This is a genomic window from Arthrobacter sp. TE12232 (assembly GCF_054062615.1).
The window spans coordinates 1,014,544-1,026,616 of sequence record NZ_JBSSFK010000001.1 but is presented as its reverse complement, the minus strand read 5'-3'; the positions used below and the strand labels follow the sequence as shown (position 1 = coordinate 1,026,616).

The following is a 12,073-nucleotide window of genomic DNA, read 5'->3' as shown; positions in this document are numbered from 1 at the left end:
CTATGTCAGCAGGCGAGGAACGCTATCGGGATGCCCTCGAGGCCGCGGCCGGGCACGCACGCCAGTGGCTCGAGAGCCAGGGAACACGCCGAATCGGGCCGCAGGCCACCGCGGCCGAGCTCGCGGCCGATTTCGGCGGCCCGCTGCCCGAACAGGGCATGCCGGCCGCAGAAGTGGTGGACTATCTCGCGGCCAAGGCCGAACCGGGGCTCATGGCGATGCCGTCCGGGCGGTTCTTCGGCTGGGTCATCGGCGGCACTTTGCCGGCCGCGCTGGCGGCGGACTGGCTGGTCAGTGCCTGGGACCAGAACGCGGGGCTGCGTTTCGCCACCCCCGCCACGGCCGCCATCGAAGAGGCCGCCGGCAAATGGATCCTTGAGCTTCTGGGCCTTCCCGAAGAGTCCGACGTCGGCTTTGCCACCGGCGCCACCATGGCCAACTTCACCGGGCTCGCCGCCGCCCGGTGGCGGCTCATGGCCGACGCCGGCTGGGACCTCGACGGCGACGGGCTCGCCGGTGCGCCCCGGATCCGCTGCTTCGTGGGGCAGGAACGGCACGACACCATCGACCTCGGCCTGCGCTACCTGGGCTTGGGACGTCCCACAGTGGTGCCGTCGGACCGCCAGGGACGCATCATCCCGGCGGAGCTGGATTGCGCCCTGGACCTTGCGCTCAGCGCGGGGGAGGGCGGTCCGGTCCCGGCCCTCGTGTGCCTGCAGGCCGGCAACCTGCATTCGGGCGCCTTCGACCCCTTCGCCGAGGCTATTGCCGTCGCAAAAGCGCATGGCGCCTGGGTGCACGTGGACGGCGCCTTCGGGCTCTGGGCTGCGGCCGTGCCGGAACTATCCGCACTGACTGCCGGGCTCCGGCTGGCCGACTCGTGGGGGACGGATGCGCACAAGACCCTCAACGTGCCCTATGACTGCGGGATCGCGATCGTGCGCGACGCCCGGGCGCTGCGTTCGGCGATGGGACTGCACACGAGCTACCTGATCCAGGCCGCGGACGGTGCCGGGGACCCGTTCGAGAGCGTGCCGGAGCTGTCCCGCCGTGCGCGCGGCGTGCCGGTGTGGGCGGCGCTGAAATCGCTGGGCCGCGACGGCGTCGCCGGCCAGGTCCGCACGCTCGTGCTGCGGGCCGCGCAATTAGCGGAACAGCTTGCTGCGCTGGAGGGCGTCGAGGTGCTCAACGACGTCGACTACACCCAGGTTTCCCTGGCCTTCGGGGACGACGCCGTGACACGCGCAGTGACGGAGCGGATCATCAGCGACGGCCGGGTCTGGATGTCCGGTTCGCGCTGGCAGGACCGCGATATCCTTAGGATTTCGGTGAGCAACTGGAGCACGGACGACGCCGACGTCAGAGTTGCCGTCGACGCCGTCCGCGACGCACTGGCGGCCGTCCGGGGCTAACCGGCCGCCGTTCCGGCTGCTTCCCCGGGCACTTCTCCAGGCCCTTCCCCATGCGCTTCTCCGGGGGCTGGGAGTTCCTGTGGAGCGGGGAGCCCGGGAAGGGTCCGGCCCGCCAGCGTGCTCGCCACCCACAGCGAACGCGCCAGATCGCCTTCATGATGTCGCTTAGAGGCATACCAGAGGGCGTTATCGACCTCGCGCGCCAGGCTCCACTGCCGGGCGGCTTCGGCGTCGAGACCGGCTGCCTGGCTGAAATCCCGGCAGCGCGCGAGCAGCGCCCGTCCCGGATCCTTCTGCGGTAACTCCCGGAGCCTGTTCCATAACACCGGGGCCACGGAATACTCCGCCTCGCCGATCATGGGCTGCGGATCGATCGCGGCGTAACGCTCCGCTAGCCCTGCCGGTCCCTCCTGCCCGATGCCGGCCTCCGGGATGCCGGGCCGGGCCAGAATGTTCAGGTAGTGCAGGTCCGCATGGACCAGCACGTCCGTGCCGGACCGCCTGCCCACGGCGCCGCGCGTCTGGCAGACCTCAAGCGCTGCTTCGAGCAGCCAGCGGGGGAACGGCTGCGCCAAGTGCTCCCACGTCTCGGGGAATTCATCGCTCCACTGTTCGGCCCGCGCCGCCACGTGGTCGATTTCCTGCCACTCGGGCCGATCATCGGGGACGACGCTCAGTTCGCGGACCACCGCGCCCCACACCGGCACCGCGGTTTCGAGCGGGCCGTCCTGGAGGGAGCGGCCGGCGTCCAGCCGCTCCAGGAGCAGGGCGCAGGATCCGGCGTCGGCGGCCAGCAACCGGACGGCGCCGCGGCCTCCCCACAACGCGAGGGCGTGGCGTTCCCTCGTGGCTTCCTCATGAGGGAAAGCCACCTTGAGGACGGCATCATTGCCGGCATGGCCGGCGTTGCCATTGCCGGTGGACTCATCCCTGTGCCGGCGCCGCACGGGGATGGCGACGCCGCCGTGACCGCTCCAGGGCAGGGCGCCCGGCGCCAGGTCCGGCACAAGTTCCCACTGGTCCAGACGTTGTCCGATCAGCCCGGGAAGGGATGCCAGCCAGTCGCGTCCGGCAGCCGTGCGGTTGTAGCGGCGGGAAAGATCGGGCGGAATGGGGACGTCTGGGATCGGGCTCACGGGACCTATCGTAGATGCCCGGCGTGGGGCTCCGGACGTGGGGCCCGGGGATTAGACGACGCCGCTCGCGCCGAGCCAGTTGCCGATCACGAATGTGGCCACGAGTGCCAAGGCACCGCCAATCACCACGCGGACGGCTGCCTTGAGTTTCGAGCCGCCGCCGATCCACGCGCCCACAGCACCGGTGGCCGCCAGCGCCACAAGCACGGCCACGAAGGTCAGCGGGATCCTGATGCTTTCCGGCGGCAGCAGGATGGCCAGCATGGGAAGGATCGCGCCGGCCAGAAATGCGATGGCAGAGGCGAAGGCCGCATGCCACGGGCTGACGATGTCTGTCTCATCGATGTGGAGTTCGGCTGAGAGGTGGGCGCCAAGGGCATCGTGGGCCGTGAGCTCCCTGGCTACCGTGCGTGCCGTCTCGGAGCTGAGGCCCTTGCCCTGGTAGATCGCGGCGAGCTCTTCGAGTTCCTCCTCCGGTTGTTCCTCCAGCTCCCGGCGTTCCTTCTCGATCAAGGCATGCTGGCTGTCTTTCTGGCTGCTGACGGAAACGTATTCACCGAGGGCCATCGAGATCGCACCGCCCACGACTCCCGCGGCGCCCGCGATCAGGATCGGCCCGGTTTCAGTCGTGGCGCCGGCGACGCCGACGACGATAGCGGCGACGGAGACGATGCCGTCGTTGGCTCCCAGGACACCCGCACGGAGCCAGTTCAGGCGGTGCGCTATGTCGTTGTGGTGGGGCTCGTTCTCATGAAGGGTCGGGGTGCCTGTCGTGTCCATGACTACAGCAAATCACCCGTGGGGCGGGCTGGCCAGTATCCCAAGGCTAAGCAAAATAAGCCGAGGCTTGCCTGCGGCGCTCAGTTTGCCGGCAATGACGGTAGCGACGCCGGGTCCAAGCCAGGCAGCGCGCCGGGATCCGCACCCCAGAGCACTGCGCGTTTCGCGGAGCCGAGCAGGGCTGCGAGGGCCCACTGCCGGGTCTCTCCGTCGCTTAGCGCAATAAGGTCCCCGTAGACCGGCAACGCGGCCGCTTCGACGTTGCCGAGGCCTGCGGCGGGAGAGCCCAGGAAGGACTGGTTCAGCGTGTAGCCCGCCTCGCGCGGCGGAACGGTGGAGCAGTGCAGCCGGGCCCGGGTTTCGGCGCCGCTGAGGAGCGCGTCGTGGCGCGCCAGTCCTTCGGCCGCAGATTTCGCAGCGTCCCCGTCCAGCCGGGGGAGGGCCACCTGATAGGCGTAGATGGCCTGAGCTTCGGTCCGTGCGACCGCCGCCAGGGCGGCTCCCACGGCCGCATCTGACCCGGGAGAACCGGCTACGCCGCGTGTGCCGCCCGCCCCGCCGTCGGGCGCGGCAGGGGTATCCGCAGCATCAGGAGACGCCTCCGGGGACTGGGCGCCCGCGGACTCGGACGGGCAGGTGCCAGACAGCTGCGGGGCAGCGTCGTCGGGCGGCGCCGGCGCCGCTGTACCGGTGCCGGCCGCGAGCTTGGATGCCTGCAGCAACTGTGCGGTCCCCACGGCGGCCAGCAGCCGCGCCATGCCGCCGTCGGCGCCGGCAGCGTCCGCGAGGCGCCGGCGGCCGCTGTCCGCAAGGGCGGTCACGAGCTCGGCGGCGGTCGCCGGCTGAGCCGCCGTGGGCGGTCCTGAAGTGGGCGTTCCGGCGGTCGGCGACTCGGTGGCGGAAGGCACCGGTGCGGCGGGGGAAGGCGTCGGACCGGGGGGCGTTGACGGGGCGGACACTGTGGGCGAGGCGCCAGACGCGCCCGCGGGGCTTTCCCCCGGCAAGAGGAGGGCCTCGGCCTGGGTTGTCAGCAACGTCACAGTCCGCTCGACGGCGGCATTTCCGGCACCCGCTGGGCGGTCTGCCGAACCGTCCGGGGACCCGGTCCCAAGCCGGCCGCCAGCCGCCAACAGCTGCAGGGTTTCGGTCAACGCGGCGGCGCGCGCCCGTTCGGAAAAGGGCGTCTCCATGGGTTCCGGCGGCCGGGCCGGCGTCAGAACCACCCCCAGGCTCACCACCACCAGGGCGAGGCAAGCCAGGAGCGCATAGCGGGGGAGCATCCGGGGAAAGTGGTCCTGCCATCGCTTTTCCCGGGTGTCGTCGTTCACAACAGACCATGTTGTCATGCCGGCCCGGAACTCCGTGCACCACACCGCCCGGAAAATCGCTAGGCTAGTACTCACAACATCATCTAGCGGGAGGCGGCCGGCATCATGACCAACGCAGAAGCCACGACTTCAACAGACCGGACCGGAACGGGGAAGGCTGAAGCCGCACCCGTTCACAATGTGGAGGCCGAGCGCCTGCATGCACTCCTGGAACCCGCAGTGCTGGCGAACAGATTGTATCTGGAGGACGTCTCCATCCACGTCGCCGGTGCCAACCGGGTGGTCCAGGTGGTGGTGGACCTGCCGCAGGAGGAGACCGGCGGCGTCGGACTCGACGTCATCGCCGAGATCTCCAAGACCCTTTCGGACACCCTGGACAACGACCCCAGCATGGACGCGCGTCCTTACGAGCTGGAAGTTTCGTCGCCCGGCGTCGGACGTCCCCTGACCGAAGAACGCCACTGGCACCGCGCCCGCGGACGAATGGTCAACGTCAATGTGATCCAGGGTGACAACGTCACCGGCAGGATCCAGTCCGTGGATGATGAAGGCGTCACCCTCGTCCCCGAGATTGCCGTCAAGAAGGGTATGAAACCCAAGCAGGGCGAGCCCGTCAAGCTTCCTTTCGACAGGATCCGCAGCGGAAAAGTCGAGATAGAGTTCAGCCACCTCGAAGAGGCCGGTCTGGAAAAAGTAAACAATGGACCTTCTGAGGAGGCCTAATGGATATTGACATGAGCGCGCTGAGACTCCTGGAGCGTGAGCGTGAAATCCCCCTGGATCTCCTGATTCCGACGATCGAGCAGGCCCTCCTGGTGGCCTACCACAAGACGCCGGGCGCCTTCGAGAAGGCCCGGGCCGAGCTGGACCGCAAGAGCGGCCACGTGACCATCTGGGCCACGGAGATCGACGACGACGGCGCCCCGATCGGCGAATTCGAGGACACCCCGGCGGGCTTCGGACGCATCGCGGCCAGCACGGCACGCCAGATCATCCTGCAGCGCCTCCGGGATGCTGAGGACGACAACGTGCTGGGCCAGTTCAAGGGCCGTGAAGGGGAGCTCGTAGCCGGCACCATCCAGCAGGGCAACAACCCGCACATGATTCAGGTGAACCTGGGCACGGTAGAGGCGCTGCTGCCCCCGCCCGAGCAGGTTCCCGGCGAGAAGTACATCCACGGCAACCGGCTGCGTGCCTTCGTGATCGACGTCCACCGCGGCACCAAGGGCCCGTCCATCACGCTGTCCCGCTCGCACCCCGGGCTTGTCCGGAAGCTCTTCGAACTCGAAGTTCCCGAGATCGCGGACCGTTCCGTCGAGATCGTGGCGCTCGCCCGCGAAGCCGGCCACCGCACCAAGATCGCGGTCAAGGCAAACATCCCCGGCGTGAATGCCAAGGGTGCCTGCATCGGCGAAATGGGGTCTCGTGTCCGGGCCGTCATGACCGAGCTCAACGACGAAAAGATCGACATCGTGGACTACAGCGACGACCCGGCGACCTTTATCGCCAGCGCCCTGTCGCCGTCGCGCGTGAATTCGGTCACCATCACCGATGAGGCGACCCGTTCCGCGCGGGTGGTTGTTCCCGACTACCAGCTTTCCCTGGCCATCGGCAAAGAGGGCCAGAACGCCCGTCTTGCCGCCAAGCTCACGGGCTGGCGGATCGACATCGTCTCCGACGCCGCCGTCAACAGCAGTAAATAGCGTCCAGGCGCACGCGCGCGCCCGGGCACGACGACAGACAGCGGGCCGCCGTCGCGGCCCGCTGTCTGTGTGTTGCCTCACGGGCCTACTCTGGTTTCGTCACTACCGGCACGCCCGGGTTCCGGACCCGGGCGCCGGAGGGGCTAGAATAGACATGACCGCGCCTCACGGCCGGTATCCGTGTGTCTTTGGCGCGTCCGGGTTTTTCCGGATTCCCTGAGGACGCAGATTTTCACCAAACAGATGTACTGGCAGGAAGATACTCGAACGTGGCACATGTGCAACACCTCGGGAATCAGCCGCAGCGCACCTGCATCGGATGCCGACAAAAGGGATCGCGGTCGGAGTTACTCCGGCTCGTCGCCGGCGCCGGCGGTTCGTCCGCCGTCGTGGTGGATGAACGACGCCGGATGGCTGGCCGGGGAGCATGGCTGCACCCCAGCGAGAAGTGCCTGGCACTGGCGGTGAAACGTCGAGCATTCGGCCGCGCCCTCAACGGCGCAGCCGGTACTGCCGACGTCGAACGCCGGATCACTGCCGGCACGCAAGCCGTGGGCACTACGGTGACCGCAGCAACAACCGTCCAACCTGAAAGCGGGTCAGAAAACTGATGGAAACCCGATGAGTTCCCAGCGATGAGTGCGCAACGATGACAACTTTGTTGCGCTCTGCAATGGGCCTTTCAGCTGCATTCGCGGCGGAGGCCCGCAGTAAGAAGTAGACGGTTCGTGCCTGGCTCGGTGCGGACCGAGACAGGAGAAATGTGGCCAAGGTCCGCGTACATGAGCTTGCTAAAGAGCTCGGTATTACTTCCAAAGATGCAGTAACCAAACTGCAGGAACTGGGCGAATTCGTTCGCTCCGCCTCGTCAACTATCGAGGCTCCCGTTGTGCGGAAACTGCGCAACGCTTACCCCGACGCCCCCGCAGCCTCGAAGTCCGAAGCTCCGGCGTCCGCCCCCCAGGCAACTGCCGCCCCGGCAGCGACCCGCCCGGCGCCTGCGCCCGGCCCCGCTGCGCCCAAGGCTGCAGAACCCAAGGCTGAAGCTCCGGCTCCGGCCGCTGCGGCACCTGCCACCGCGCCCGCCGCTCCGGTTGCCCCCGCCGCCCAGGCGCCGGCAGCCCCCGTTGCCCAGGCCCCGGCTGCTCCCTCGACGGGCGTCAAGCCCGGTGCGCGTCCGGCCCCCAAGGCTGAAACTCCGGCTGCTCCGGCACGCCAGGGTGGTTCCGCACCGCGTCCGGGCGGTCCCCGTCCCGGCAACAACCCCTTCGCCACGTCCCAGGGCATGCCCCGAGGCCGCGGCGGCGATAGCGAACGTCCCTCGCGTCCGGGCAACAACCCGTTCGCCCCGTCCCAGGGCATGCCGCGTCCAGGCGGAAGCCGCACCGAGGGCGAACGCCCCGGCGGCCCGCGCCCCGCAGCAGGTGCTGGCGGCCCCCGTCCGGGTGGTCCCCGTCCGGCAGCCGGCGCAGGCGGCCCCCGCCCCGGCGCCCCGCGTCCGGCTGGCGCTCCCGGCGCTGGTCGTCCGGCAGGAGCCGGCGGAAACCGTCCGACTCCGGGCATGATGCCTAACCGCACCGAACGTCCCGCACCCGCAGGTGCAGGCCGTCCCGGTGGCGGCGGCCGTGGTCCGGGCCGTCCGGGTGGCGCTCCGGGTACCGGTGCTCCCGGTGCCGGTGGCGGCGCTCCGGCCGGTGGTGGCTTTGGTAAGGGCGGTCGCGGTCGCGGCGGCACCCAGGGCGCCTTCGGTAAGGGCGGCGCAGGCCGTGGCAAGCAGCGCAAGTCGAAGCGTGCCAAGCGTCAGGAACTGGAGCAGATGAGTGCTCCGTCGCTGGGCGGCGTAAGCGTGCCCCGCGGCGACGGCAACACCGTAGTCCGGCTCCGCCGTGGCTCGTCCATCACGGACTTTGCCGACAAGATCGAGGCAAACCCCGCAGCACTGGTGACCGTTCTGTTCCACCTCGGCGAAATGGCCACGGCCACGCAGTCGCTGGATGAAGAGACGTTTGCCCTGCTGGGTGAGGAACTTGGCTACAAGCTGCAGGTTGTTTCGCCGGAGGACGAGGAGCGCGAGCTGCTCTCCACCTTCGACATCGACTTCGAAGCCGAGCTCGAAGCCGAAGGCGACGAAGACCTCGAGGCACGTCCTCCGGTCGTCACCGTCATGGGTCACGTTGACCACGGTAAGACCCGACTGCTCGATGCCATCCGCAAGTCCGACGTCATGGCGGGCGAGCACGGCGGCATCACGCAGCACATCGGTGCTTACCAGGTCACGCACAACCACGAAGGCCTCGATCGCAAGATCACCTTCATCGATACTCCGGGCCACGAGGCGTTCACCGCCATGCGTGCCCGTGGTGCGAAGGTCACCGACATCGCCATCCTGGTGGTCGCAGCGGACGACGGCGTTATGCCCCAGACCGTTGAAGCCCTCAACCACGCCCAGGCGGCCAACGTGCCGATCGTCGTGGCCGTGAACAAGATCGACAAGGAAGGCGCCAACCCGGACAAGGTCCGCGGCCAGCTGACTGAGTACGGCCTGGTTCCGGAAGAATACGGTGGCGACACCATGTTCGTTGAGGTCTCTGCCCGCCAGAACCTCAACATCGACGAGCTCCTCGGCGCCGTCCTGCTCACCGCAGACGCTGCCCTGGACATGCGCGCCAACCCGAACAAGGACGCCCGCGGTATCGCGATCGAAGCCAACCTGGACAAGGGCCGCGGTTCCGTGGCCACCGTCCTGGTTCAGTCCGGTACCCTGCACGTCGGCGACACCATCGTGGCAGGCACGGCCCACGGCCGCGTCCGTGCGATGTTCGACGACGACGGCAGCGCCCTGACCGAGGCCGGCCCGTCCCGCCCCGTGCAGGTGCTGGGTCTGTCCAACGTCCCACGTGCCGGTGACACCTTCTTCGTGACCGCTGACGAGCGCACCGCCCGCCAGATCGCCGAGAAGCGTGAAGCCGCTGACCGCAACGCCGCCCTGGCCAAGCGCCGCAAGCGCATCAGCCTGGAAGACTTCGACCAGGCCGTCGCCGAAGGCAAGATCGACACCCTCAACCTCATCCTCAAGGGTGACGTGTCCGGTGCCGTGGAAGCCCTCGAAGACGCGCTGCTCAAGATCGACGTCGGCGAGGGTGTCCAGCTCCGCGTCATCCACCGCGGTGTTGGTGCGATCACGCAGAACGACGTCAACCTGGCAACGGTCGACAGCGCCGTCATCATCGGCTTCAACGTCAAGCCCGCCGAGCGTGTTGCCGAACTGGCAGACCGCGAAGGCGTGGACATGCGCTTCTACTCCGTCATCTACGCAGCAATCGATGACATTGAGGCAGCCCTCAAGGGCATGCTCAAGCCGGAGTACGAAGAGGTCCAGCTTGGCACCGCCGAGGTTCGCGAAGTGTTCCGTTCTTCCAAGTTCGGCAACATTGCAGGCTCGATCGTCCGCTCCGGTGTTATCCGGCGCAACGCCAAGGCCCGTATCACCCGCGACGGCAAGATCATCGGCGACAACCTCACCGTTGAGACGCTCAAGCGCTTCAAGGACGACGCCACCGAGGTCCGCACGGACTTCGAGTGTGGTATCGGTCTTGGCTCGTACAACGACATCAACGAAGGTGACATCATCGAGACCTTCGAGATGCGCGAAAAGCCGCGCGTCTAGGTTGGTTTAGCAGTTATGGCGGGGAGCCTCCGAGTTTTGGGGGCGCCCCGCCCCTACGCTGGGCGGCACTGGATCTGCGATCCTGTGCCGCCCAGCTCCGGTAGGCCCGATGCCACTCCCGGGCGCCCCCAAAACTCTCCGGCATCGTCATAGACTCACCATAGGCGCGTGGCAGCAAAGGCAATTCAAAAGGCCAAACCGCAGCCCCGCCGTCGTACATCCAAATTTTAGGAGTGGAAATGGCTGATCCCGCACGGGCTGCCAAGTTGGCGCAGCGGATTAAGGTTGTCGTTGCTGAGGCCCTGGGCCGGCGGGTGAAGGATCCTCGCCTTGAGGGCGTCACCGTGACCGATTCGCGGGTGACCAACGACCTGCAGCACGCCACCGTCTACTACACGGTGTTCGGTGACGAAGTGGCCCAGGCTGATGCTGCCAAGGGGCTCGAGAAGGCCAAGGGCGTGCTGCGTCAGGAAGTCGGCCGGAACATCACCGTGCGGCTGACCCCGACCCTCGAATTCGTGGCGGACCAGATTCCGGTCAACGCCTCGAACCTGGAGGAACTGCTCCGGGCGGCGAAGAAGCGCGACGCCGAGGTGGCGGCGCTGGCCGAAGGCGCCAAGCACGCCGGGGACGCTGATCCTTACAAGTCCGACACCCCGGAGGACGTAGAGCTGGATGAGGACGACTTCGATGAAGAGGACCTGGATCTGATCGACAAAGACCAGATCGACGAGGACCGCAACAAGTAGTACCGCCCTCAACAGCTGTGGCCGGACCCCGCCAAGGGTCCGGCCACAGCTGTTTCCGGTGGCGTTCCGGTTTCCTGGTTCCGGCTGCGGGGGCCGGCCGCGGGACCTTTGACTCTACGCCCGTTCAGGGGCGGGGAGTCCCATGGAATCATGACTGCGGGTATGCGGGAAGGCGACGGCGCGTCGTGGAATCCAGCCTGATGAAGTGCCCGCACTGCGGGAAAACCAACCGGATTCCTGCTGTGGCTGCCGGGCATCCGCGTTGCGGCAACTGCCGCCGGGACCTTCCGTGGATTGTCGCGGCGGGCGACGCCGACTTCCCCCTGGTCGCGGAGAAGTCCTCCGTGCCGGCTCTCGTCGACTTCTGGGCGGCCTGGTGCGGGCCGTGCCGCATGGTCAGCCCGGTGCTGGACAAGCTGGCGATGGAACGGGCCGGGGAGTTCAAGCTCGTGAAGGTCGACGTCGACACCTCTCCGGGGCTGTCCAAGCGGTTCGATATCCAAGCGATTCCAACGTTGCTTGTCATCAAGAACGGCGCGGTGGCAGCCCGCCAGGCCGGAGCGCCGCCGGCCGCGGCCCTCCGCAGCTGGCTCGACGCCGCGCTGTCCGCAGCCCCGAGGTGATCGTCCGGCCCGCATTACCCGGCCGCGTTGTACAGCCCGCACAGCGCGTTGATATGGAGGAAGAAATGACCGAGATCCTGCGTTACGAAGTCGGGTCGGGGACAGTGCTGGTGGAGGTCGAGGACAACAGCTTCGGCGTTGAGCGGCCTTCCCGCAACGAGCAGGGGATCCTCGACGCCGGTCGGCGCCTCGAGGACGCACTCTCGGCAGTCCGGCCGGCGGCCAACGCTGCCGCCGAGGTGATGAAGGAACTTGGTCCGGAACACCTGGAACTCCAGTTCGGCGTGAAGCTGGCGGGCGAGGCCGGAGCCATCATCGCCAAGAATTCCGCCGAAGCGCACTTCGTTATCCGGATGTCCTTCACCAAGGCTCCGGTGGCGGCTTTAGCGCCGGAGGAAGAGATCATGCTCTGATTCCCCGTCGGTGGGCCGCGGGCGGCGCCGGCTAGCGTCGCCGGGAACGCCCCCGGGCTCCCAGGCCGCCGCCCAGCACGGGAGATCCCATGCCCAGGAGGTAACCGAAGTCGTACCAGTTCCCCGCGCGGGCGGAGTTGTAGAAGGGGAACTCATTCCAAAACCCGAAGACATGGGCGATCAGGACGATCCATGCCGTCAGCCCGTTCCAGAAACCCCACAGCAGGTCTTGCCACCACACGATGTACTCCCTTGGCCGGAA

12 protein-coding genes are annotated in these 12,073 nt (G+C 67.9%); 8 read left to right on the top strand and 4 right to left on the bottom strand.

Going from position 1 to position 12,073, the window contains the following annotated elements; translation table 11 throughout:
• Positions 1 to 2 precede the first annotated feature (2 nt).
• Complete coding sequence (locus tag ACVWZ7_RS04565) at positions 3 to 1,412, top strand: pyridoxal phosphate-dependent decarboxylase family protein (protein WP_456507110.1); 1,410 nt, start codon at positions 3 to 5, stop codon at positions 1,410 to 1,412.
• Here the strand turns inward: ACVWZ7_RS04565 and ACVWZ7_RS04560 are convergent.
• The 3 genes from ACVWZ7_RS04560 to ACVWZ7_RS04550 all read right to left on the bottom strand — a co-directional run bounded on the left by ACVWZ7_RS04560 (position 1,409) and on the right by ACVWZ7_RS04550 (position 4,674).
• The gene (locus ACVWZ7_RS04560; protein WP_456507109.1) at positions 1,409 to 2,548 is read right to left on the bottom strand and encodes an aminoglycoside phosphotransferase family protein; all 1,140 of its coding nucleotides are present in this window, start codon (positions 2,546 to 2,548) and stop codon (positions 1,409 to 1,411) included. The genes ACVWZ7_RS04565 and ACVWZ7_RS04560 overlap by 4 nt on opposite strands.
• A gap of 51 nt (positions 2,549 to 2,599) precedes the next feature.
• Positions 2,600 to 3,328, bottom strand: coding sequence for a VIT1/CCC1 transporter family protein (locus ACVWZ7_RS04555; RefSeq protein ID WP_116768786.1), 729 nt, complete (start codon positions 3,326 to 3,328; stop codon positions 2,600 to 2,602).
• A gap of 80 nt (positions 3,329 to 3,408) precedes the next feature.
• Positions 3,409 to 4,674, bottom strand: coding sequence for a ferritin-like domain-containing protein (locus tag ACVWZ7_RS04550; protein WP_456507108.1), 1,266 nt, complete (start codon positions 4,672 to 4,674; stop codon positions 3,409 to 3,411).
• An 87-nt stretch (positions 4,675 to 4,761) separates the two neighbouring features.
• On the opposite strand from ACVWZ7_RS04550, the gene rimP reads away from it, so the two are divergent.
• From rimP to ACVWZ7_RS04515, 7 genes are all read left to right on the top strand, one after another.
• Entirely contained in the window at positions 4,762 to 5,379 is a 618-nt protein-coding gene (gene rimP, locus ACVWZ7_RS04545) for a ribosome maturation factor RimP (RefSeq protein ID WP_116768785.1), read from the top strand.
• A complete protein-coding gene (gene nusA / locus ACVWZ7_RS04540) occupies positions 5,379 to 6,359 on the top strand; it encodes a transcription termination factor NusA (RefSeq protein WP_091249742.1) in 981 nt (326 codons plus the stop codon). Before rimP ends, nusA begins: the two co-directional genes overlap by 1 nt.
• A 182-nt stretch (positions 6,360 to 6,541) precedes the next feature.
• A complete protein-coding gene (locus ACVWZ7_RS04535) occupies positions 6,542 to 6,970 on the top strand; it encodes a YlxR family protein (protein WP_425547149.1) in 429 nt (142 codons plus the stop codon).
• Positions 6,971 to 7,122: 152 nt separating this feature from the next.
• Complete coding sequence (gene infB / locus ACVWZ7_RS04530) at positions 7,123 to 10,026, top strand: translation initiation factor IF-2 (protein ID WP_456507107.1); 2,904 nt, start codon at positions 7,123 to 7,125, stop codon at positions 10,024 to 10,026.
• Between the two features lie 239 nt (positions 10,027 to 10,265).
• Complete coding sequence (gene rbfA, locus ACVWZ7_RS04525) at positions 10,266 to 10,775, top strand: 30S ribosome-binding factor RbfA (protein ID WP_091249753.1); 510 nt, start codon at positions 10,266 to 10,268, stop codon at positions 10,773 to 10,775.
• Positions 10,776 to 10,975: 200 nt separating this feature from the next.
• The gene (gene trxA / locus ACVWZ7_RS04520; protein WP_456509063.1) at positions 10,976 to 11,398 is read left to right on the top strand and encodes a thioredoxin; all 423 of its coding nucleotides are present in this window, start codon (positions 10,976 to 10,978) and stop codon (positions 11,396 to 11,398) included.
• Positions 11,399 to 11,463: 65 nt separating this feature from the next.
• Complete coding sequence (locus tag ACVWZ7_RS04515) at positions 11,464 to 11,811, top strand: CU044_2847 family protein (protein WP_116768803.1); 348 nt, start codon at positions 11,464 to 11,466, stop codon at positions 11,809 to 11,811.
• 31 nt (positions 11,812 to 11,842) lie between these two features.
• Here the strand turns inward: ACVWZ7_RS04515 and ACVWZ7_RS04510 are convergent, their stop codons facing one another.
• Positions 11,843 to 12,052 (bottom strand): hypothetical protein, encoded by a 210-nt coding sequence (locus ACVWZ7_RS04510; protein WP_091249763.1) that lies wholly within the window; start codon positions 12,050 to 12,052, stop codon positions 11,843 to 11,845.
• Between the last annotated feature and the right edge of the window lie 21 nt (positions 12,053 to 12,073).